The sequence below is a fragment of the Streptomyces sp. NPDC058646 genome (genome assembly GCF_042716875.1).
Classification (GTDB): Bacteria; Actinomycetota; Actinomycetes; order Streptomycetales; family Streptomycetaceae; genus Streptomyces.
Genome location: NZ_JBHXRK010000004.1, coordinates 1 through 20,571 on the forward strand (window position 1 = coordinate 1; position 20,571 = coordinate 20,571).

General features: G+C 71.7%; 20 protein-coding genes. 7 read left to right on the plus strand and 13 right to left on the minus strand.

Features of this window, described 5'->3' with window-relative positions:
• Positions 1-48: 48 nt before the first annotated feature.
• Together fabI and fabG are read right to left on the minus strand one after the other, a co-directional pair.
• Positions 49-819: an enoyl-ACP reductase FabI gene (gene fabI, locus ACFWUZ_RS06575; RefSeq protein ID WP_189735778.1), complete on the minus strand. Its 771-nt coding sequence runs from the start codon at positions 817-819 to the stop codon at positions 49-51.
• 5 nt (positions 820-824) lie between these two features.
• Positions 825-1,544 (minus strand): 3-oxoacyl-[acyl-carrier-protein] reductase, encoded by a 720-nt coding sequence (gene fabG / locus ACFWUZ_RS06580; RefSeq protein WP_384368101.1) that lies wholly within the window; start codon positions 1,542-1,544, stop codon positions 825-827.
• Positions 1,545-1,690: 146 nt separating this feature from the next.
• On the opposite strand from fabG, the gene ACFWUZ_RS06585 reads away from it, so the two are divergent.
• The 3 genes from ACFWUZ_RS06585 to tyrS are packed head-to-tail and all read left to right on the plus strand — an operon-like array spanning position 1,691 to position 5,976.
• Positions 1,691-3,253 (plus strand): TldD/PmbA family protein, encoded by a 1,563-nt coding sequence (locus ACFWUZ_RS06585; protein ID WP_384368104.1) that lies wholly within the window; start codon positions 1,691-1,693, stop codon positions 3,251-3,253.
• A complete protein-coding gene (locus tag ACFWUZ_RS06590; protein ID WP_384368107.1) occupies positions 3,250-4,650 on the plus strand; it encodes a metallopeptidase TldD-related protein in 1,401 nt (466 codons plus the stop codon). The genes ACFWUZ_RS06585 and ACFWUZ_RS06590 overlap by 4 nt, the downstream gene beginning before the upstream one ends.
• 60 nt (positions 4,651-4,710) lie before the next feature.
• Complete coding sequence (tyrS, locus tag ACFWUZ_RS06595; protein ID WP_384368110.1) at positions 4,711-5,976, plus strand: tyrosine--tRNA ligase; 1,266 nt, start codon at positions 4,711-4,713, stop codon at positions 5,974-5,976.
• A 112-nt stretch (positions 5,977-6,088) separates the two neighbouring features.
• Here the strand turns inward: tyrS and ACFWUZ_RS06600 are convergent, their stop codons facing one another.
• Positions 6,089-6,364 (minus strand): GlsB/YeaQ/YmgE family stress response membrane protein, encoded by a 276-nt coding sequence (locus ACFWUZ_RS06600; protein WP_384368113.1) that lies wholly within the window; start codon positions 6,362-6,364, stop codon positions 6,089-6,091.
• A 177-nt stretch (positions 6,365-6,541) separates the two neighbouring features.
• Here ACFWUZ_RS06600 and ACFWUZ_RS06605 point away from each other — a divergent pair, with 177 nt between their 5' ends.
• Both ACFWUZ_RS06605 and ACFWUZ_RS06610 read left to right on the plus strand, forming a co-directional pair.
• Positions 6,542-6,883 carry a DUF3099 domain-containing protein gene (locus ACFWUZ_RS06605; protein WP_384368116.1) on the plus strand — a complete coding sequence of 114 codons (342 nt, stop codon included), beginning with the start codon at positions 6,542-6,544 and terminating at the stop codon, positions 6,881-6,883.
• A 146-nt stretch (positions 6,884-7,029) separates the two neighbouring features.
• The gene (locus ACFWUZ_RS06610) at positions 7,030-7,275 is read left to right on the plus strand and encodes a hypothetical protein (RefSeq protein ID WP_384368119.1); all 246 of its coding nucleotides are present in this window, start codon (positions 7,030-7,032) and stop codon (positions 7,273-7,275) included.
• An 84-nt stretch (positions 7,276-7,359) separates the two neighbouring features.
• On the opposite strand, the gene moaA is transcribed toward ACFWUZ_RS06610, so the two are convergent.
• The 3 genes from moaA to ACFWUZ_RS06625 all read right to left on the minus strand — a co-directional run bounded on the left by moaA (position 7,360) and on the right by ACFWUZ_RS06625 (position 10,531).
• Positions 7,360-8,349, minus strand: a complete 990-nt coding sequence (gene moaA / locus ACFWUZ_RS06615) for a GTP 3',8-cyclase MoaA (protein ID WP_384368122.1) — start codon at positions 8,347-8,349, stop codon at positions 7,360-7,362.
• Positions 8,350-8,525: 176 nt separating this feature from the next.
• Entirely contained in the window at positions 8,526-10,169 is a 1,644-nt protein-coding gene (locus ACFWUZ_RS06620; protein WP_384368125.1) for a cation acetate symporter, read from the minus strand.
• Positions 10,166-10,531, minus strand: a complete 366-nt coding sequence (locus tag ACFWUZ_RS06625; RefSeq protein ID WP_384368128.1) for a DUF485 domain-containing protein — start codon at positions 10,529-10,531, stop codon at positions 10,166-10,168. Before ACFWUZ_RS06625 ends, ACFWUZ_RS06620 begins: the two co-directional genes overlap by 4 nt.
• A gap of 260 nt (positions 10,532-10,791) precedes the next feature.
• Here ACFWUZ_RS06625 and ACFWUZ_RS06630 point away from each other — a divergent pair, with 260 nt between their 5' ends.
• Positions 10,792-12,348: a S8 family serine peptidase gene (locus ACFWUZ_RS06630; RefSeq protein WP_384368131.1), complete on the plus strand. Its 1,557-nt coding sequence runs from the start codon at positions 10,792-10,794 to the stop codon at positions 12,346-12,348.
• A 121-nt stretch (positions 12,349-12,469) separates the two neighbouring features.
• Here the strand turns inward: ACFWUZ_RS06630 and ACFWUZ_RS06635 are convergent, their stop codons facing one another.
• From ACFWUZ_RS06635 to ACFWUZ_RS06665, 7 genes are all read right to left on the minus strand, one after another.
• The gene (locus tag ACFWUZ_RS06635; RefSeq protein WP_384368134.1) at positions 12,470-13,513 is read right to left on the minus strand and encodes a zinc-dependent alcohol dehydrogenase family protein; all 1,044 of its coding nucleotides are present in this window, start codon (positions 13,511-13,513) and stop codon (positions 12,470-12,472) included.
• Between the two features lie 57 nt (positions 13,514-13,570).
• Positions 13,571-14,257 (minus strand): lysoplasmalogenase, encoded by a 687-nt coding sequence (locus tag ACFWUZ_RS06640; protein WP_384368137.1) that lies wholly within the window; start codon positions 14,255-14,257, stop codon positions 13,571-13,573.
• A complete protein-coding gene (locus tag ACFWUZ_RS06645; protein ID WP_384368140.1) occupies positions 14,254-15,297 on the minus strand; it encodes a sterol desaturase family protein in 1,044 nt (347 codons plus the stop codon). Before ACFWUZ_RS06645 ends, ACFWUZ_RS06640 begins: the two co-directional genes overlap by 4 nt.
• Positions 15,298-15,444: 147 nt before the next feature.
• Entirely contained in the window at positions 15,445-16,671 is a 1,227-nt protein-coding gene (locus tag ACFWUZ_RS06650) for an amidohydrolase family protein (protein WP_384368143.1), read from the minus strand.
• The gene (locus tag ACFWUZ_RS06655; protein ID WP_384368146.1) at positions 16,668-17,993 is read right to left on the minus strand and encodes an amidohydrolase family protein; all 1,326 of its coding nucleotides are present in this window, start codon (positions 17,991-17,993) and stop codon (positions 16,668-16,670) included. The genes ACFWUZ_RS06650 and ACFWUZ_RS06655 overlap by 4 nt, the downstream gene beginning before the upstream one ends.
• A gap of 10 nt (positions 17,994-18,003) precedes the next feature.
• On the minus strand, positions 18,004-18,888 hold the full coding sequence (locus ACFWUZ_RS06660) for an SDR family NAD(P)-dependent oxidoreductase (protein WP_384368149.1): 885 nt from the start codon (positions 18,886-18,888) through the stop codon (positions 18,004-18,006).
• 1 nt (position 18,889) lies between these two features.
• The gene (locus tag ACFWUZ_RS06665; protein ID WP_384368152.1) at positions 18,890-19,699 is read right to left on the minus strand and encodes an acetoacetate decarboxylase family protein; all 810 of its coding nucleotides are present in this window, start codon (positions 19,697-19,699) and stop codon (positions 18,890-18,892) included.
• A 138-nt stretch (positions 19,700-19,837) separates the two neighbouring features.
• Here ACFWUZ_RS06665 and ACFWUZ_RS06670 point away from each other — a divergent pair, with 138 nt between their 5' ends.
• Positions 19,838-20,470 carry a TetR/AcrR family transcriptional regulator gene (locus tag ACFWUZ_RS06670; RefSeq protein ID WP_384368838.1) on the plus strand — a complete coding sequence of 211 codons (633 nt, stop codon included), beginning with the start codon at positions 19,838-19,840 and terminating at the stop codon, positions 20,468-20,470.
• Positions 20,471-20,571 lie beyond the last annotated feature (101 nt).

Consider the following 20,571-nt stretch of genomic DNA (forward strand, 5'->3'; position numbering starts at 1 on the left):
CCTCCCGGAAGGGGAGGCGCGGCCGCCGCCGTTCGGACGCGGGAGCCGTCAGGCACCCATCGCGTGCAGGCCGCCGTCCACGTGGACGATCTCGCCGGTGGTCTTCGGGAACCAGTCCGACAGCAGGGCGACGACGCCCTTGCCGGTCGGCTCCGGGTCGCTCATGTCCCACTCCAGCATGGAGCGGGAGTTCCACACCTCGGCCAGCTCGCCGAAGCCCGGGATGGACTTCGCGGCCATCGAGCCGATCGGACCGGCCGAGACCAGGTTGCAGCGGATGTTCTCCTTGCCCAGGTCACGGGCGAGGTAGCGGCTGGTGGCCTCCAGCGCGGCCTTGGCCGGCCCCATCCAGTCGTACTGCGGCCAGGCGAACTGCGCGTCGAAGGTCAGGCCGACGATGGCCGCGCCCTCCGCCGGGAAAAGCGGCTTGCAGGCCATGGCGAGCGACTTCAGCGAGAACGCCGAGACGTGCATGGCGGTGGCGACCGACTCGAACGGCGTGTTCAGGAAGTTGCCGCCGAGGGCGTCCTGCGGGGCGAAGCCGATGGAGTGCACGACGCCGTCGAGGCCGCCGAGCTCGTCGCGGACGAGGCCCTCCAGGCGGGCCAGGTGCTCGTCGTTGGTGACGTCGAGCTCGATCACCTTGACCGGCTTGGGCAGCTTCTTGGCGATGCGCTCGGTCAGCGACGGGCGCGGCCACGCGGTGAGGATGACCTCGGCGCCCTGCTCCTGGGCCAGCCGTGCCGTGTGGAAGGCGATGGAGGACTCCATCAGCACACCCGTGATGAGGATGCGCTTGCCCTCGAGAATTCCGCTCATGGTGATCAGTGACCCATGCCCAATCCGCCGTCAACGGGAATGACGGCTCCGGTGATGTACGCGGCGTCGTCGGACGCCAGGAAGCTGACGGCGGCCGCGATCTCCTCGGGCTGCGCGTAGCGGGCCAGCGGCACCTGCGCCACGATGCCCGCGCGCTGCTCATCGGTGAGCACCTTCGTCATGTCGGTGTCCACGAAGCCCGGGGCCACGACGTTGAAGGTGATGTTGCGCGAGCCCAGCTCGCGGGCGAGCGACCGGGCGAAGCCGACCAGGGCCGCCTTGGAGGCGGCGTAGTTGGCCTGGCCCGCCGAGCCGAGCAGCCCGACGACCGAGGAGATCAGGACGACGCGGCCCTTCTTGGCACGGAGCATGCCACGGTTCGCGCGCTTGACCACGCGGAAGGTGCCGGTGAGGTTGGTGTCGACGACCGAGGCGAAGTCCTCCTCGGACATCCGCATCAGCAGCGTGTCCTTGGTGATGCCGGCGTTGGCCACCAGCACCTCGACCGCGCCGTGCTTCTCCTCGATCTCCTTGTAGGCCTGCTCCACCTGCTCGGAGTCGGTGATGTCGCAGCGGACCGCCAGCACGCCCAGGGAGGTCAGGGCCTCCGGCGGCTCGCCGGACCGGTACGTGATGGCGACCTTGTCACCGGCCTGCGCGAAGGCACGGGCGATGGCGAGGCCGATGCCCCGGTTTCCTCCGGTGACGAGAACCGAGCGGCTCAACTGATCACCCTTTCGCTCAGCGGTCTGAATACCAAAAACCTATAGGTCGCACCGCCCGTACGGAGAATCGGGCTCCGACAGGGCCTCGGGACGGGCTCTGTCGAGTCCCTACAGAAAGATGTAGGCACAAGAGCCCCGAGCGCGACATGATCGGGGCGACCGGCCCCGACCCCGGGAGGACTTCCGTGGCCCATTCCATCGACGCGGCATTCACCGCGCTGCCCCTGCGGGCGCTCGCCGACGCGGCGCTCGCCCGGGCGCGCGCGCTGGGTGCCGAGCATGCCGACTTCCGGCTGGAACGCATTCGCAACGCCTCCTGGCGGCTCCGCGACGCGAAGCCCTCCGGCGGGTCCGACACCACGGACCTCGGGTACGCGGTCCGCGTGGTGCACGGGGGCAGCTGGGGCTTCGCCTCCGGCGTGGACCTGACCATGGACGGCGCGGCCAAGGTGGCCTCCCAGGCCGTGGCCATGGCGAAGCTGTCGGCCCAGGTGATCAAGGCCGCCGGATCGGACGAGCGGGTGGAGCTGGCCGACGAGCCGGTGCACTCCGACCGGACCTGGGTCTCGGCCTACGACGTGAACCCCTTCGAGGTACCGGACGCGGATAAGGCGGCGCTGCTCGCCGACTGGAGCGCACGGCTGCTGGCGGCGGACGGGGTCGCGCACGTGGACGCCTCGCTCCTCGCCGTCCACGAGAACAAGTTCTACGCCGACAGTGCGGGCACCTCGACGACGCAGCAGCGGGTACGGATCCACCCGCAGCTCACGGCCGTCGCCGTGGACGGCACCACCGGCGAGTTCGACTCGATGCGCACGATCGCCCCGCCCGCCGGGCGCGGCTGGGAGTACCTGACCGGTACCGGCTGGGACTGGGACTCCGAGCTGGAGCAGATCCCGGGGCTGCTCGCCGAGAAGATGCGGGCGCCGAGCGTGCAGTCCGGGCGCTACGACCTGGTCGTGGATCCGTCCAACCTGTGGCTGACCATCCACGAGTCCATCGGCCACGCCACCGAGCTCGACCGGGCGCTGGGCTACGAGGCGGCGTACGCGGGGACCTCCTTCGCCACCTTCGACCAGCTGGGCACGTTGAAGTACGGCTCCCCGATCATGAACGTGACGGGCGACCGCACCGCCGAGCACGGGCTGGCCACCGTCGGCTTCGACGACGAGGGCGTCGAGGCGCAGAGCTGGGACCTGGTCAAGGACGGCACGCTGGTCGGCTACCAGCTGGACCGGCGGATCGCGAAGCTGACCGGACTGGGCCGCTCCAACGGCTGCGCCTACGCCGACTCCCCCGGGCACGTCCCGGTGCAGCGGATGGCGAACGTCTCGCTCCAGCCGGACCCGGGCGGGCTCTCGACGGAGGACCTGATCGGCGGGGTCGAGCGCGGGATCTACGTGGTCGGCGACCGCTCCTGGTCGATCGACATGCAGCGCTACAACTTCCAGTTCACCGGGCAGCGGTTCTTCCGCATCGAGAACGGCAGGCTGGCCGGGCAGTTGCGCGACGTCGCGTACCAGGCCACGACCACCGAGTTCTGGGGCTCGATGGAGAAGCTGGGCGGCCCGCAGACCTACGTGCTGGGCGGCGCCTTCAACTGCGGCAAGGCCCAGCCGGGCCAGGTCGCGGCGGTCTCGCACGGCTGCCCGTCCGCACTCTTCCGCGATGTGAACATCCTGAACACCACGCAGGAGGCCGGGCGATGAGCTCGTCGATCCGTACGAACAGGCCCCACGAGATCGTGGAGCGGGCCCTGGAGCTGTCCACCGCCGACGGCTGCGTCGTCATCGCCGACGAGGAGTCCACGGCCAATCTGCGCTGGGCGGGCAACGCGCTCACCACGAACGGCGTCACCCGCGGCCGGACCCTGACCGTCATCGCCACGGTCGACGGCAAGGAGGGCACGGCCTCGGGGGTCGTGTCGCGCTCGGCCGTCACCGCGGACGACCTGGAGCCGCTGGTACGGGCCGCCGAGGCGGCCGCGCGCGGGGCCGGGCCGGCGGAGGACGCCCAGCCGCTGGTGACCGGCACCCCGGCTTCCCCCCACTTCACGGACGCCCCCGCCGAGACCTCCTCGGCCGTGTTCGCGGACTTCGCCCCGGCCCTCGGAGAGGCCTTCGCCCGGGCCCGCGCGGGCGGCCGGGAGCTGTACGGCTTCGCCAGCCACGAGCTGGTCTCCACGTACGTGGGCACGTCCACGGGCCTGCGGCTGCGCCACGACCAGCCGAACGGGACGCTGGAGCTCAACGCCAAGTCCCCGGACCGGCAGCGCTCGGCCTGGGCGGGCCGTTCGACGCGGGACTTCAAGGACGTGGACCCGACGGCCCTGGACGCGGAGCTCGCCGTACGCCTGGGCTGGGCGGAGCGGAAGATCGACCTGCCCGCGGGCCGGTACGAGACCCTGCTGCCGCCGACCGCCGTGGCCGACCTGCTGATCTACCAGATGTGGTCGGCGGCGGCCCGGGACGCGGTGGAGGGCCGGACGGTCTTCTCCAAGCCCGGCGGCGGGACCCGGCTCGGCGAGAAGCTCTCCCAGCTCCCGCTGACCCTGCGCAGCGACCCCGACGCGCCGGGGCTGGAGTCCGCGCCGTTCGTGATCGCCCACAGCTCGGGCGACGACGCCTCCGTCTTCGACAACGGGCTTCCGGTACCGGTGACCGAGTGGATCCGGGACGGCGAGCTGAAGCGGCTCACCACGACCCGGCACAGCGCCGCCCTGACCGGGATGCCGCTCTCCCCCGGCTTCGGGAACCTGGTCCTGGACGCGGGCGGGGAGAAGTCCCTCGACGAGATGGTGGCGGGCACCGAGCGGGGTCTGCTGCTGACCTGCCTCTGGTACATCCGCGAGGTCGATCCGGCCACCCTGCTGCTGACGGGGCTGACCCGCGACGGCGTCTACCTGGTGGAGAACGGGCAGGTCGTGGGCGAGGTGAACAACTTCCGGTTCAACGAGTCCCCGGTGGACCTGCTGTCGCGGGCCTCGGAGGCGGGCCGGACCGAGCAGACGCTGCCGCGCGAGTGGAGCGACTGGTTCACCCGGGCCGCGATGCCCGCGCTGCGCATCCCGGACTTCAACATGAGCTCGGTCAGCAAGGGTGTCTGACCCACCTAGACTGAATCCCCGGAGTGTCGCAATTCCATCCTTAGAAGGAGTCGAGAAACCGTGACGGACATCGTCGACGAACTGAAGTGGCGCGGGCTCTTCGCCCAGTCCACCGACGAAGAAGCGCTGCGCAAGGCGTTCGCGGACGGTCCTGTCACGTTCTATTGCGGCTACGACCCGACCGCGGCCTCGCTGCACGTGGGGCATCTGGTCCAGGTCCTCACGATGCGCCGGCTCCAGCTGGCCGGGAACCGGCCGCTGGCGCTGGTCGGGGGGGCCACCGGTCAGATCGGTGACCCGCGCCCGACCGCAGAGCGCACCCTGAACGACCCGGCGGTCATCGCGGAATGGGTGAACCGGCTGCGTTCGCAGATCGAGCCGTTCCTGTCCTTCGAGGGCGAGAACGCCGCGGTCCTGGTGAACAACCTGGACTGGACGGCGGGCATGTCCGCCATCGAATTCCTGCGGGACATCGGCAAGCACTTCCGCGTCAACAAGATGCTGACGAAGGACTCCGTCGCCAAGCGCCTCGAGTCGGACCAGGGCATCAGCTACACGGAGTTCAGCTACCAGCTGCTCCAGGGCATGGACTTCCTGGAGCTGTACCGGCGCCACGGCTGCGTGCTCCAGCAGGGCGGGTCCGACCAGTGGGGCAACCTGACGGCCGGTCTCGACCTGATCCACCGGGTGGAGCCGGGCGCGGTCGTGCACGCGATGGCGACGCCGCTGATGGTCAAGGCGGACGGCACGAAGTTCGGCAAGACCGAGGGCGGGGCCGTCTGGCTCGACCCGGAGATGACCACCCCGTACGCGTTCTACCAGTTCTGGCTGAACGTGGACGACCGGGACATCTCCACCTACATGCGGATCCTGTCCTTCCTGAGCCGCGAGGAGCTGGAGGCGCTGGAGGCGCAGACCGCCGAGCGGCCGCAGGCGCGCGCCGCCCAGCGGGCGCTGGCGGAGGAGCTGACGACCCTGGTGCACGGCGCCGACCAGTGCGCGGCCGTCATCGCCGCGTCGAAGGCGCTGTTCGGTCAGGGCGAGCTGGCGGAGCTGGACGAGGCCACGCTGGCCGCGGCCCTGTCCGAGCTGCCGCACGCGAAGGTCGCCGAACCCGGCCTGGTCGTGGACCTGCTGGCGGAGACCGGCCTGGTCGCGAGCAAGTCGGCCGGGCGCCGGACCGTGAAGGAGGGCGGGGCCTACGTGAACAACGTGAAGGTCACCGCCGAGGACGCGGTCCCCACCGCGGAGGACCTGCTGCACGGCCGCTGGCTGGTGCTGCGCCGGGGCAAGAAGAACCTGGCCGCCGTGGAGGTCACGGGCTGACCCTCCGGGGCCGCGGTACGCGGACACGGGCGCGGGGGCCGGTACGGACGCACTGTCCGTACCGGCCCCCGCGTCGTGCCCCGGGACCCTCGGGGCCCGGGCCTTCAGGGCCTCAGGCGGTCCGCTTGTTCCCTCTCAGCGCCATGTAGACCATGTCGCCGACCCCGACGAGCAGGACCGCGCCGGCCACTTGCAGCAGGTGCCGGATCCAGTCGATGCCCCGGGTGTCGTTGACCCCGATCCAGGTGGCGACGGCGTTGCCGAGGACGCCGCCGAGGATGCCGAAGATCGCGGTCAGCCAGAGGGGCTGGTGCTGCTTGCCCGGCAGGATGAGCCGGGCGATCAGCCCGAGCACCAAACCGACGATGATCGCCCACAACCAATGCATGTCGCCTCCTCCGGCGCGATGTGCGCATGTCCGGCCAGTCTCGGCCTATCCGGTGCACGGCGCATTTCGGACAGAGCCGTACGGGGGCACCCACTCTCCCCGCCTCCGGGCGCGCGGCGTACCGTGGAGGGAGTCCGGGCCGGGGAGCGCCCGGCGGGCGATCAGGTGGTGGAGAGCATGCGGCTTACGAAGAGGCGGAAGCAGGGCGGGGCCGAGGTCTTCCGGATCACCGGGGCGCGGATGGGGCTCGCCGAGGACGTGCGGGGCCGTCAGCGCCGGTACGTGATCTCGATGCTCATCAGGACCCTGTCGGTCATCGCGACCGTGGTCCTGTGGAACGTGGAGCGGCACGTGGCGATCGTGACGCTCGTCGCGGGTGCGCTGCTCCCCTACATCGCCGTGGTCATCGCCAACGCGGGCCGCGAGTCGACACCGTCCCTGCCCTCGCACTTCGTCCCGGCCCCGGTCCGTCCGGCGCTGGGAGCGGGAAACCTCAAGAAAAGCTCAGATCAATCATGAAGTTCCGGTGCACTGCACCGGGTCCTGCGTGACATACTGCCTACGCGCTCCGCATCCCCCGTCGGAGCGACGGACCGACGCCGGGCAGCTCCCCCCGTGGCTGCCCGGCGTCGCCCTTCCGGTCCGGGGCTTTGTAGGGTTGAGGCGTGATCTCCCCCGATTCCCCCCGTGCCGACGCAGTCACCTGCTCCGCCAAGGGCTGCCGCGACGCGGCCGTCTGGGTCCTGGCGTGGAACAACCCGGCGCTGCACACGCCGGAACGCCGCAAGACCTGGCTGGCGTGCGAGGAGCACCGTGAGCACCTCTCCCGGTTCCTCGGGGTCCGCGGCTTCCTCAAGGACGTGGTGAAGCTCGACGAGTGGGTCCAGCCGGAGGGCTCGGAACGCAGGTGAGCGGGAGCCCCTGAACCCGGACGCGGCTGAGCCCCGGCCGGGGCCGGGGCTCAGGGACGGCGGGGTGCGCGGGGCCGGAGCGGCTCAGCCGCCGATGGCCGACATCGGGCGGTCGGGCTGGAGGAAGGACGGGTCGTCGAGGCCGGAGCCGGCCTTCTTGCCCCACATCGCCACCTTCCACAGCCGGGCGATCTCCTCGTCCGCGGCGCCGGAGCGCAGAGCCGCGCGCAGGTCCGACTCCTCGGTGGCGAACAGGCAGGTGCGGACCTGGCCGTCGGCCGTGAGCCGGGTACGGTCGCAGGCGCCGCAGAAGGGGCGGGTGACCGAGGCGATGACGCCGACCGTGGCGGGGCCGCCGTCGACCACCCAGCGCTCGGCCGGGGCGGAGCCGCGCTCGTCGGCCCCTTCCTCGGTGAGCGTGAAGCGGGTGCGCAGCGACTGCAGGATGTCGCCGGCCGTGATCATGCCGTCGCGCTTCCAGCCGTGCTGGGCGTCGAGCGGCATCTGCTCGATGAAGCGGAGCTCGTACGCGTTCTCCACGGCCCAGGCGAGGAGGTCGGGGGCCTCGTCGTCGTTCAGCCCGGGCATCAGGACCGCGTTGACCTTGACGGGGGTGAGGCCTGCCTCGCGGGCCGCGGCCATGCCCTCGATGACGTCCCGGTGCCGGTCGCGGCGGGTGAGCGTCTTGAAGACGTCGGGCCGCAGGGTGTCCAGGGAGACGTTCACCCGGTCCAGTCCGGCGGCCTTGAGGGCCTGCGCGGTGCGCTTGAGGCCGATGCCGTTGGTGGTCAGCGACATCTTGGGGCGGGGCTCCAGGGCCGCGCACTGCTCGACGATCCCGACCAGGCCGGGACGGAGCAGCGGCTCGCCGCCGGTGAAGCGCACCTCGGTGATGCCGAGCTGCGTGACGGCGATGCGGATGAGCCGGACGATCTCCTCGTCGCTGAGCAGATCGGACTTGCCGAGCCATTGCAGGCCCTCTTCGGGCATGCAGTAGGTACAGCGCAGATTGCACCGGTCGGTGAGTGAGACGCGCAGGTCAGTGGCCACGCGGCCGTAGGTGTCGAGAAGCACTGTGGGCCCCCTCCCTGTCCGGATTCCGAGGTACGCGCGTCATTGGATCCGATCCACGCGTTCTCTTCCGAGACTACGCGACGCGTGTGTCAGGTAGGGGTGCCCGAATGAACGAGACGTGACGCGGCCGCGTCGTAGGGATCTACGACGCGGCCACGCCGCGTGTTCGGAGGATGTCAGTGCGCCCCTGTTCCGGTGAGGGAGCGGACCTCCAGCTCGGCGAACTTGCCCGGGTCCGCCTTCTCCTTGGACAGGACGGTTCCCAGCCAGCCGAGCAGGAAGCCGAGCGGGATGGAGATGATGCCCGGGTTCTCCAGCGGGAACCAGTAGAAGTCGGCGTCCTTGAACATCGAGGTGGGCTTCCCGGAGACGACCGGGGAGAAGAGCACCAGGCCGACCGCCGAGATCAGGCCGCCGTAGATCGACCAGAGCGCGCCCTGGGTGGTGAAGCGCTTCCAGAAGAGGCTGTAGAGGATCGTCGGCAGGTTGGCGGAGGCCGCGACGGCGAACGCCAGGGCGACCAGGCCGGCGACGTTCAGGTCCCGGGCCAGCGCCCCGAGGCCGATGGCGACAGCGCCGATGACCACGGTGGACCAGCGGGCGGCGCTCACCTCCTCCTTCTCCGTGGCCTCGCCCTTGCGGATGACGTTCACGTAGAGGTCGTGGGCGAAGGACGAGGAGGAGGCCAGGGTGAGGCCCGCGACCACCGCGAGGATGGTGGCGAAGGCGACCGCGGAGATCACGGCGAGCAGGATCGCTCCGCCGGTGGAGTCCGGGCCGCCGCCGATCTCCTGGGCGAGCAGCGGGGCGGCGGTGTTGCCCGCCTTGTTCGAGGCGAGGATGGCCGCCCGGTCGAGCAGGGCGGCGGCGCCGAAGCCGAGGGCGATCGTCATCAGGTAGAAGGCGCCGATGATGCCGATGGCCCAGTTCACGGACTTCCGGGCGGCCTTGGCGGTGGGGACCGTGTAGAAGCGGATCAGGATGTGCGGCAGGCCCGCGGTGCCGAGCACGAGGGCGAGGCCGAGGGAGATGAAGTCCAGCTTCGTGATCCCGTCCTTGCCGTACTTCAGCCCGGGCTCCAGGAACTTGACGCCCTGTCCGCTGTTCTCCGCGGCCTTGCCCAGCAGGTCGGAGACGTTGAAGTCGAACTCCAGCAGCACCATGAAAGTGATCAGCAGGGCCCCCGCGATGAGCAGGACCGCCTTGATCATCTGGACCCAGGTGGTGCCCTTCATGCCGCCGATGGTCACGTAGACGATCATCAGGAGGCCCACCAGCGCGACCACGGCCACCTTGCCGGCGTCGCTGGTGATGCCCAGCAGCAGCGAGACGAGCACACCGGCGCCGGCCATCTGGGCGAGCAGGTAGAAGATCGAGACCACGATGGTGGAGGTACCGGCGGCGGTGCGGACGGGCCGCTGGCGCATCCGGTACGCGAGGACGTCGCCCATGGTGTAGCGGCCGGAGTTGCGCAGCGGCTCGGCGACGAGCAGCAGGGCGACCAGCCAGGCGACGAGGAAGCCGATGGAGTAGAGGAAGCCGTCGTAGCCGAAGAGGGCGATGGCTCCGGCGATGCCGAGGAAGGACGCGGCGGACATGTAGTCGCCGGAGATGGCGAGGCCGTTCTGGAAGCCGGTGAACTGGCGGCCGCCCGCGTAGAAGTCGGCGGCGTCCTTCGTCTGGCGGCCGGCCCAGACCGTGATGATCAGGGTGGCGACGACGAACAGCCCGAAGAGGGTGATGATCAGCGGACGGTGCTCGGAGGCCCCGGCGCCCACCGTCATCGTCGCGGTCGTCGTCAGCTGGAGGGTGTCGGTCATTCCCCGGCCTCCATCCGCGCCTTGATGGCCGCGGCCTTCGGGTCCAGCGCGGCAGCGGCGTGGCGCGAGTACAGCCAGGCGATCAGGAAGGTCGTCGCGAACTGGCCGAGGCCGAGTACGAGGGCGACGTTGACGTTGCCGAAGAGCTTGGTCCCCATGAAGCCGCCGGCGTAGCTCGACAGCAGGACGTACAGCAGGTACCAGGCGATGAAGGCCACGGTGAGGGGGAAGGCGAAGGAGCGGTACGAACGGCGCAGGTCGGCGAACTCGGCACTGCGCTGGACCTGCCCGAACTCTTCGGCCGTGGGAGCGGCGTGGGGCGCTCCCGTACTGCCGGGCGGCGGCGCTGCTTCGGTGGTCACGGGGGGCTCTCCTTGTGACGCGGGTGCGGTGGGGACGACGGACAAAACAACCTCCGTGCGGGGGGACGGTGGTGCTGATCCCCCCTGTCAACGGCACGGCCGGCGTGTCGGGACGGTTCAACACCCGCTGTTTCTTCAGCGACTGATTCTTCGAACTGATGGCGCAGGAGCGAACACCGGCACTAGGTTCCCCTCTGTCATGAACCCGTCCGCCGCGACCGCGGCCCGGACGGGTTCCTCATGGATGATGTGGAGAACCCATGGCTCATCTGGGGTCGCGTTCCGCCAACGGGCGCCGCCGTGCTCTCGCCGTTCCGCTCGGCCTGGCGCTCACCGCCTCGCTCGCCTTCCTGCCCTCGGTCGCGGCCTCCGCCGCTCCGGTGGGCAGCACGGCGGACGCGGCGACGGCCGCCGGGTCCGGCACCACCGGGCCCAAGCTGTCGTACGTCGCGAACCTGACGGCGTACGGCACGGTGAAGCAGGCGAAGAAGGCCGTCGAGCGGGCCGGTGGAACGGTGGTGAAGGCCCATGAGCAGATCGGGGTCCTCGTCGCACACTCGCAGAACCCGGACTTCGCGCAGCAGCTGCGGGCCCAGCGCAGCCTCTTCGTGTCCGTCGGCGCCACCCGTACGGCCCCCCTGCAGACCGTGCAGACGACCGAGGAGGGCACCACGCAGCGGCTGAGCGCGGCGGACGCCGCCAAGGCGGCGGCGGACGCGGCGCCGGGACAGGAGCCGCTGGAGAGCAACCAGTGGGACCTGCGCGCGATCAAGGCCGATCAGGCTCACCAGATCAACGATGGCAGCCGCGACGTCACGGTGGGCGTCATCGACACGGGCGTGGACGACACCCACCCGGATCTCGCGGCGAACTTCTCCAAGGAGCAGTCGGCCAACTGCGTCGGCGGCGTCGCGGACACCTCCGAGGGCGCCTGGCGCCCGTACGTCGACGGCAGCGACCACGGCACGCACGTCGCGGGCACCATCGCGGCCCCGCGCAACGAGGTCGGCATCAGCGGGGTCGCCCCGGGCGTGAAGATCTCCGCGATCAAGGTGAGCGAGCCCGGGACCAGCCTGTTCTACACCGAGGCTGTCGTCTGCGGCTTCATGTTCGCCGCCGAGAAGGGGATCGAGGTGACGAACAACAGCTACTACGTCGACCCCTGGTACTTCAACTGCAAGACGGACGACGACCAGAAGGCCCTGGTGGAGGCCCTCGGCCGGGCGAGCAAGTACGCCGAGCGCAAGGGCGTGCTGCACGTCGCCGCGGCCGGGAACGAGAACTACGACCTGTCGGCCGACTCGATCACCGACGACACCAGCCCGAACGACACCACCCCGGTGCCGCGCACCATCGACCCGCGGGTCTGCCTCGACGTGCCCACCCAGCTCCCGGGCGTCGTCACGGTGACCGCGACCGGCGACAAGGGCTTCAAGTCGTACTACTCGAGCTTCGGCCTGGGCGTCGCGGACGTGTCCGCGCCCGGCGGCGACAAGTGGCAGACCCCCGCCACCCCGGACGCCAACGGCCGGGTGCTGTCCACCGTCCCGGGCGGCGGCTACGGCTACAAGCAGGGCACCTCGATGGCCACCCCGCACGTCGCGGGCGTGGCGGCGCTGCTCAAGAGCGCCCACCCGTCGGCCGGCCCGTCGCAGCTCCAGGCGATGCTCAAGGGCCAGGCCACCAGGACGGCCTGCCCGGCCCAGGTCTACGACGCCACCGGCGCCCTGATAGACGCCACCACCTGCGAGAGCAAGTGGGGCCAGACCGGCTACTACGGCCACGGCGTGGTCGACGCGCTCAAGGCCGTGAAGTAACGCGGTGAAGTCCCGCGTGAGCTGACACGGTGAAACAGCTCCGGGCGGTCCCGGAGCCTTCGGCACGACGCCGGGAGGGCCGGGCGGGGTCACCCCGCCCGGCCCTCCCGGCCGTCCGGCATCAGGGCTTGATCAGTACCTTCAGCGCGCTGCGGTCGTCCATCGCGCGGTAGCCGTCCGGCACCCCGTCGAGGGAGACGGCCCGGTCGAAGACCGGCGCCGGGTCGATGGCGCCGCTGAGGATGTCCTCCAGCAGCTCCGGGATGTAGGCGCGGACCGGGGCCACGCCGCCGCGCAGGGTGATGTTGCGGTCGAACATGACGCCGAGGTCGAGTCCGGTGCCGCTGCCGTGCGGGACGCCGACGTAGCCCACGGCCCCGCCGTCGCGGGTGATGTTCACGGCCGTGCGCATGGACTGCTCGGTGCCGACCGCCTCGATCACGGCGTGCGCGCCCTGGCCGCGGGTGAGCTCGCGGACGGCCGCCTCGGCGGCCTCCCCGCGCTCGGCGACGACATCGGTGGCGCCGAAGAACTTGGCCATGTCCGTACGGACGGTGTGCCGGCCCAGTGCGATGATCCGCTCGGCACCCAGGCGCTTGGCCGCGAGGACCCCGCACAGGCCGACCGCGCCGTCACCCACGACGGCGACCGTGGAGCCCGCGCGCACGCCCGCGCCGAGCGCGGCGTGGTGGCCGGTGCCCATGACGTCGGACAGTGCGAGCAGCCCGGTCAGCAAGTGGTCGTCGGAGACGGCCTCGGCGGGCAGCTTCACCAGCGTGCCGTCGGCGTGCGGGACGCGGACGGCCTCGCCCTGGCCGCCGTCGTGGCCGACGGAGCCCCAGAAGCCGCCGTGCTCGCAGGAGGTGTAGAGGCCCTCGGAACAGTAGTCACAGGTGCCGTCGGACCACATGAAGGGGGCGACGACGAGATCGCCGGCGCGCAGGCCGGACACCGCGGCGCCGGTCTCCTCGACGATGCCGAGGAACTCGTGGCCGATGCGCTGGCCGGGCTGGCGTGCGGCCTCGCCGCGGTAGGCCCACAGGTCGCTGCCGCAGATGCAGGCGCGCAGGACGCGGACGACGGCGTCCTCGGGGCGCTGGATCGCAGCGTCGGGCACCTCCTCCACGCGGATGTCGTGCGGGGCGTGGATGACGGTGGCGCGCATGGTGGTGCAGTCCTCCGGCTCGGGGATCGTTCGGTCTTGTACGACCTCAGGACCGTCCTACCGTACGCCTGCCTTCCGGGTGCTCACGCCGGTGGCCAGGAGGTACTGGGCGGCGAGGTAGGTGGCCATGATCCAGAAGTCCGGGCGGGGCAGCTGCGGCCATGCGGCGACGCCGGTGGCGATGAGCGTGTCGGAGAGCAGGAACAGCGCACCTCCCGCCCCGGCCCGCAGGCCGAGGACGCTGGAGCGCCAGGCCATGGCGGTGAGCAGCAGGCTGTAGCCGGCCACCGGGATCCGCAGGTCGGCGGGCAGGTCGCCCCAGAGCAGGGCGACGGTGCCGATCAGGGCGAGGGCGTACGCGCCGCCGAGGAGCGGGCTGGTGGAGCGCCGGCCGAAGAGGACCAGGTAGCAGACGTGCCCGACGGCGAAGGAGCCCATGCCGATCAGGAAGGCGGCCTCGGCGTCGAAGAGCAGGGCGAGGTCCCCTCCCCAGCCGAACAGCAGCGCGGCGACCAGCAGCCGGGGGGCGCCGCGGGCGATCACGTGGGCGACGAGCAGCGGCATCAGAAGGGGCTTGGCGAGGACGTGCCCGAGGTGCCAGTCGGCGAGCAGGGACCCGAGGTCGGCCGCGGCGGCCACCGCGAAGGCCACGAGGGCGGCCCGGGCGAGGAGTTCGCCCCGGGCGGGCGGACGGGGGCCGGCCCAGGCGGGGGCGGGCCGGCCGGCGGGCGTCGCGGTGCTCACGCGCTGGTCTCCCGTACGGGCGACAGGGCATCGGCGGCCGCCCGGGCCGGGACGGCGGGTACGGCGGCAGCGGACGCGGCCGGGGCCGCGGCCCGGACCGGGTCCGCGGCGAGGGGCGCCGCCTCGGTCTGCGACGGGTCCGCGGCGAGGGCCGGGGCCTCGGCCGGAGCCGGGGCCTCGGCCGGAGCCGGAGCCGGAGGCGCAGCCGCGGCCGGGGGCTGCCAGCCGGGGCCGGCGAAGACCCGTCCGGCGCGCTCGCGCCAGTTCGCGGCGGCGCGTACGTCCCGGGCGATGGCGGCGTACTCGTGGGTCGCCACGCGCAGCGGGTTGTGGGTGTCGATGTTCTTGGTGAGGCCGTAGACGGGCCGCTCCGTCTCCCCCACCCAGGAGCCGAACATCCGGTCCCAGACGATCAGGATCCCGCCGAAGTTGCGGTCCAGGTAACCGCCTTGGGAGGCGTGGTGGACCCGGTGGTGGGAGGGGGTGTTGAAGACGTACTCGTAGGCGCGGGGCAGCTTCCCGATGCGCTCGGTGTGCACCCAGAACTGGTACAGGAGGTTGATCCCGTAGCAGAACGGGATCGCCGCGGGGTGCACGCCGAGGGCCACCATCGGCAGGTAGAACCACCAGGTGGTGGCGCTGGTCCAGGGCTGGCGCAGCGCGGTGGTGAGGTTGAACCGACGGCTGCTGTGGTGGACCACGTGGCAGGCCCACAGGATCCGGACGACGTGGTGGCCGCGGTGCTGCCAGTAGTACAGGAAGTCCTGGGCGAGCAGCATCAGCAGGACGGTCCACCACAGGAACGGCACCCGCAGCGGGGTGAGTTCGTAGACCGCGGTGAAGACCGCGACGACCGGGATCTTCCACAGCAGGTCGAAGCCGATGCTGCCGAGCCCCATGGTGACGCTGGTGACCGCGTCCTTGGTGTCGTACCCGGCCGCGTCCTCGTCGGGACGGAGCCGGTAGCTCACCACCTCCAGGACGGTGAGCAGCACGAAGGCCGGTATGGACCACAGCACGACATCGGGCAGGTTCGGCATGTCCGCACCATAGAGGCGCCTTCGGGGAGGGCGCTAGGGGTTGTTACCGTTCGGTATCCATCGGGGTTACCGCGGGTTCGCCGGATGCCGTTCCGGCCTTGGCGAGTCACGTCCGGCGGAACGTGACCCGCCCCGGCGGGACCGGTGTCACCAGACGCGGACCGAGCCGCCGCGGGCGAAGGCCGGGCTGGTGGCGGCCGGGGGGACCTCGGTCAGCGGCTCGGCGATCTCCGTGACCAGGGGCCCGCACTCGGCGGCCACCGCGTCGAGCAGGGGCAGGTCGAAGCCGTAGACCCGGGCCGCGTTGCCGCCGACCATCGCGGCGACCTCTTCCCTCGGGAGGCCCGCGTAGGCGATGCGCAGGCCTTCGCGGGAGAAGGGGGTGGTGCCCTCGTCGTGGGGGTAGTCGCTGCCCCACATGATCTTGTCGAGGCCGATCCGCTCCCGGAGGGGGACCTCGTGGGGCCGCATGAAGCTCGCCCCCACGAAGCAGTTGTCCCGCCAGACCTCGCTCGGGCCCTTGCCCATCGCATCGGCCAGGCCCGCCCCGAACTTGGACTCGGCCGTCGCCGATGCCGCGACCAGGCGGCCGTGGTAGTAGTCCAGCATCTCCAGCACGCCCGGAATCCAGCCGGATCCCTGCTCCGTCAGGACCAGCTTGAGCCCCGGATGGCGCCGGAAGGCGCCGCCGAAGACGAGGTGCCACAGGGCGCGGTGCGAGAACCAGGTCGTCTCCACCATGAACACCGCGCGGGCCGCCGGTTCGTCGCCGAGCGGCGGGGACGCCGAGCCGCCGTGGTGGTTGACCGGGACGTCCAGCTCGTCGCAGACCGCCCAGAGGGGGTCGTACGCCGCCGAGTAGAGCTCGGGGACCCCCGAGCCGGGCGGGGCTCCGGGCAGGAGGATGCCGCCCGTGAGGCCCGCCGCCTTGGTGCGGCGGATCTCGCCCACCGCCGCGTCCACGTCGTTCAGCAGGATCTGGGCCACGCCCGCCCGGCGGCCCGGGGCGGCCGCGCAGAAGTCCGCCAGCCAGCGGTTGTGCGCCTGCAGGCCGGCCCAGCGCTGCTCGTACTCCTGCGGGCCCGGCGGCTGCGCCATCAGGGACGCGTTGGGGAAGAACGGCGGGATGGTGTTGGGGAAGAGCACCTCGGCGACGATGCCGTCGGCCTCCAGCTCGGCGAGCCGGCGCCCGGAGTTCCAGTTCCGGTCCGCCGTGTCGGCGAGGAGGTCCTCGTACGGGTTCACGTACGAGGCTGCCCAGGCGTCGAAGTCCTCGTGGTGCCGCTTCTCCAGGTACGGCTTGTAGTCCAGCAGGTCGGCGCCCGCGTGGCAGTCCGCCGAGATGACCGTGTAGCGGTCGGGGGTGCCGGTCATCCGGACACCCCCAGCACCGGGAAGTCGTGGCCCGTCAGCCAGTGCCGGCCCGTCTCGCGGGAGCGGGCCCAGGAAGCCTCCACCGCGGCCTGGTCCGGGGACTGGCCCAGCTCGGCCGGGGTGGGGCCGATCCGGCGGGCGAGCGGCGCCAGCTTCTGCGTGTCGAAGCCGAAGACCTCGGCCGCCGCCAGGCCCAGCATCCGGCGGGTCTCGGCGACCGGGATGTCGTGGAAGGTGTTCTTCAGCCAGGTGCGGGTGGCGGGCCAGGTGCCCTCGGGGTGCGGGAAGTCCGAGCCCCACAGGATGTTGTCCACGCCGATCTCGTAGCGCTGGGCCAGTTCCCGGCGCTTGGTGTTCGTCGCGCAGACGAACACCTGCCGGTCCAGGTACTCGCTCGGCGGGCGTTTGAGCTCCTCGAACGGCGAGAGCTTCTTGCCCCCGTGCGCCCCCAGGTAGAGGCGGTCCATGAACCACAGCTGGTTCGGCAGCCACCAGCAGCCCGACTCGGCGACGCCGAACTTCAGGCCCGGGTGCCGCTCGAAGACCCCCGACCAGAGCAGGAACCACAGGGGGCGGGCCGGCCACCAGGTGACCTCGGAGACGAAGATGCCCAGGTGGTCGCCGTACTCGTGGCGCGGCGAGGATCCCGAGTGGGTGACGACCGGCATCTGCGTCTCGGCCGCCGCGGCCCAGACGGGGTCGTAGCGCCGGTCGTGGTACGGCGCCTTGTCGACCCACATGGCGGGGATCATCAGGGCGCCCAGCCCGGACTCCTTGGCCCGGTGGATCTCCGCGACGACCGCCGCCGGCTCGCCCGTGATGGGCAGCAGGGCGACGCCGCAGTGCCGCTCGGGAGTCTGCGAGACGAACTCGGCGAGCCAGCGGTTGTGCGCCTGCGCGCCCGCCATGCCCAGTTCGGGGTCCTGGTCGCCGGAGAGGCCCAGGCCCACCCCGAAGGGGGCGGCGGTCTGGCTGTCGACGGCGTCCGCGTCGGGGAAGACGACCTCGGCGGCCACGCCGTCGCCGTCGAGCTCCTTCAGCCGCTGCGCCGTGTCCCAGCCGCCCCTGAGGCCCTCCTCGTGGTCCTGGAACCACTTCTCGGCGAAGGCCTCGTTGCGGATGCCGAGCCGGGTGGCCTCCGCGCGGCGGGCGTCGCGCCGGCCGAGGAACTCGTCGAACGGGGGATGGAAGCGGGAGTCCAGGTAGGGCCGGTACTGCTCGGTGGGCAGGCCCGCGTGGCAGTCCGAGGAGATGATCAGGTACGGGTCTTCGTACGGGGCCTGCTGCCGGCCCGTCTGCCGTTCTTCGTGCGTCTCGCTCACGTCAGGCCCCTCAGTCGAGGATGAAGCTTTCCAGGTAGGCGGGGTTGGACCGGTCGAGCATCGACTGCGACCGGGCCCGGATCTGCCGGTCGCTGTGCTCGCTCGCGGGGAGCATCCAGAACCGGTCTGCGCGGATGCCGTCGACCACGTGCGCGGCGACCTCCTCGACGGGGGTGAACCGCACCTCCTGCCCCGCCTCGCGCATCGCCGCCTCGTACTGGCCGAGGCTGCGGTACGGGGTCCTGCGCGGGCGCTGCTTCGCGTAGCGCTCGGGCCGGTTGCGGTGCGACTCCCACAGCCCGGTGCGCAGCATGTGCGGTCCGGGGAAGAGGACGGAGGCGCCGATCGCGGCCCCTTCCGCCTTGAGGTGGGCGTACAGCGACTCGGTCATGGTGACCACGGCCGCCTTGGTGACGGCGTACACGGAGGCGGTCGGCAGCGGGGCGATGCCCCCGTCGCCGGAGGAGGTGTTGACGACGTGGCCGGGAGCGCCGCCCTCGATCATGCGGGGGACGAAGGCCTGGATGCCGTGGAAGACGCCCCAGACGTTGACCGAGAAGGCCCACTGCCAGTCGTTCGGTTCGTGCTCCCACATGCGGCCCTCGGCTCCGGAGCCGACGCCGGCGTTGTTGCACAGCACGTGCACGGCGCCGAAGGCCCCGTACGCCGCGTCGGCGAGGGCGAACACCGAGTCGCGCTCGCTGACGTCGACGGTGCGCGCCAGCACCTGCGCCCCCTCCGCCGCGAGTTCACCGGCGGCCTTGCGCAGGGCGCCCTCCTCCACGTCGGCGAGGACGACCTTCAGCCCCTCGGCGGCGAAGCGGCGGGCCATCGCGAGGCCGATGCCGCCGGCGGCTCCGGTGACGACGGCGACCTGTCCGGGTTCGAGTCGCATCTCAGGCGCTCCCCGCCGTGCTGCCCGACGGGGGCGCGTCGAGGATCTGCATCGGGTCGTCGTAGCGCTGGTGGATGTAGGGGAGCAGGGCCTGGGCGCTGACCCGCTCGACCGCGCGGCCTCTCTGGTCGGTGGTCTTCTCGCCGATGGTGATCTCCACGATCCGGCGCACGGGCAGGTCGGCCACCGGGTCGAACATCGACTCGCGCAGGACGACGTCACCGGTGATGTGCTCCAGCTTGCGGACCTTCTCGTTGCGGGTGCAGTGCACGAGGACCGGGTCGGCCTCGAAGCCCGAACCGTCCACGGCGGGCAGGAACTTGAAGTAGAAGTCGGTCTTCTGGACGGGCTCGGGCAGCGGCAGCGCGCGGTCCACCGCCCCGCGCACCTCGACGAAGGCGATGCCGTGCCGGGCGAGCGCGGCGCGGACGACGAGCCCGTCGCGCTCCACGGTGACCTCCCCCAGCTTCTTCGGCTCGCCGAAGACCTCGCGCCCGCCGGTGAGGGCGCGCTCGTGGGTCATCGGCATGACCAGCGGGTACCAGCCCTCGACGGCGCCGTGCCGGGCGGCGACGGCCACCGAGCCGGCGCCGAGGGGGTAACCGGGCAGGTCGACCTTGCTGATGCCGGCCCGCACCAGGGGCCGTTCGGCGGGCTTGAGCGGGGGCGGCAGGACCGCCGCCACCACGTCCGGGTCGCTCTCCCAGACGGCGACGACACCGGTGGACCAGATGTCGGGGAGTGTGGAGCTCTTCGCGCGCGCCGCCGCGATCTCGGCCTCGGTTCGCGCTCCGTACCGTACGCGTGCCATGTACCGCACCACCCTTCGGGGGCCCCTCCCGGCGGCAGCCGGGGGCGACTCTGTAACACAGTTACACCGCTACCGATGAAGGGTAAAGACCCCTGCACGCACGAGAACTGACGTTCCAACAGATTGGCGGCCGTGGACATGGCCAGATCCTCACTGACCCGCGCGGAGGTCCTGGACGCCGCCGCGTCCCTGGTCAGGCAGCACGGACCGGCCGCGCTCACCATGCGCAAGCTCGCCGCGGACCTGGGCACCGCGGTGACCTCCATCTACTGGCACGTCGGCAACCGCGAATCGCTCCTGGACGCCCTCGTCGAGCGGACGGTCGAGGAGATGGGCGCGATCCGGCCGGCCGGACGCACCCCCGCCGAGCGGATCCTCTCGGTGGCCCGCGTCCTGCGCCGCGAACTGCGCGCCCGGCCGCACCTGATCGCGATGGTCCACGAACGCGGGCTCACCGAGCGGATGTTCCTGCCCGCCCAGCAGGCCCTCGTCCACGAGGTGCACGCCGCGGGCCTGCGCGGGGCCCGGGCGGCCGACGCGGTCCGCGCCGTCCAGTTCCAGATCGTCGGCTTCCTGCTCGTCGAGCGCAACCGCGAGCGCTCCCCCGCCCAGTCCCCCGCCGAGAGCGACCTGTGGGACCCCGCCGCCGCCCCCCACGACCCGGCGCTGGCCCGCTCCCTGGCCCGCCCGGCCGATCCGGAACGGCTCTTCCTGCTGTCCGTACGGGCTCTCGTGCGAGCCCTGCTGTCGCCGTCCGGGCCGCCGCCGTGAACCGGGTGCGCGGGTCCGCCCCCCGTGCGGCCGCTCGCCGTGTGGTCCGGCGGGGAGGCGGACCGCGCATGGCACGGCCCTGCGCGGCGGAGACCCCGACC

Coding starts and splice junctions, on each gene's coding strand:
- fabI (WP_189735778.1), bottom strand. CDS start 819: ATGAGCGGAATTCTCGAGGGCAAGCGCATCCTCATCACGGGTGTGCTG.
- ACFWUZ_RS06585 (WP_384368104.1), top strand. CDS start 1,691: ATGATCGGGGCGACCGGCCCCGACCCCGGGAGGACTTCCGTGGCCCAT.
- ACFWUZ_RS06590 (WP_384368107.1), top strand. CDS start 3,250: ATGAGCTCGTCGATCCGTACGAACAGGCCCCACGAGATCGTGGAGCGG.
- ACFWUZ_RS06600 (WP_384368113.1), bottom strand. CDS start 6,364: ATGCATTGGTTGTGGGCGATCATCGTCGGTTTGGTGCTCGGGCTGATC.
- ACFWUZ_RS06605 (WP_384368116.1), top strand. CDS start 6,542: ATGCGGCTTACGAAGAGGCGGAAGCAGGGCGGGGCCGAGGTCTTCCGG.
- ACFWUZ_RS06620 (WP_384368125.1), bottom strand. CDS start 10,169: ATGACCGACACCCTCCAGCTGACGACGACCGCGACGATGACGGTGGGC.
- ACFWUZ_RS06630 (WP_384368131.1), top strand. CDS start 10,792: ATGGCTCATCTGGGGTCGCGTTCCGCCAACGGGCGCCGCCGTGCTCTC.
- ACFWUZ_RS06635 (WP_384368134.1), bottom strand. CDS start 13,513: ATGCGCGCCACCGTCATCCACGCCCCGCACGACATCCGCGTGGAGGAG.
- ACFWUZ_RS06645 (WP_384368140.1), bottom strand. CDS start 15,297: ATGCCGAACCTGCCCGATGTCGTGCTGTGGTCCATACCGGCCTTCGTG.
- ACFWUZ_RS06650 (WP_384368143.1), bottom strand. CDS start 16,671: ATGACCGGCACCCCCGACCGCTACACGGTCATCTCGGCGGACTGCCAC.
- ACFWUZ_RS06660 (WP_384368149.1), bottom strand. CDS start 18,888: ATGCGACTCGAACCCGGACAGGTCGCCGTCGTCACCGGAGCCGCCGGC.
- ACFWUZ_RS06665 (WP_384368152.1), bottom strand. CDS start 19,699: ATGGCACGCGTACGGTACGGAGCGCGAACCGAGGCCGAGATCGCGGCG.
- ACFWUZ_RS06670 (WP_384368838.1), top strand. CDS start 19,838: ATGGCCAGATCCTCACTGACCCGCGCGGAGGTCCTGGACGCCGCCGCG.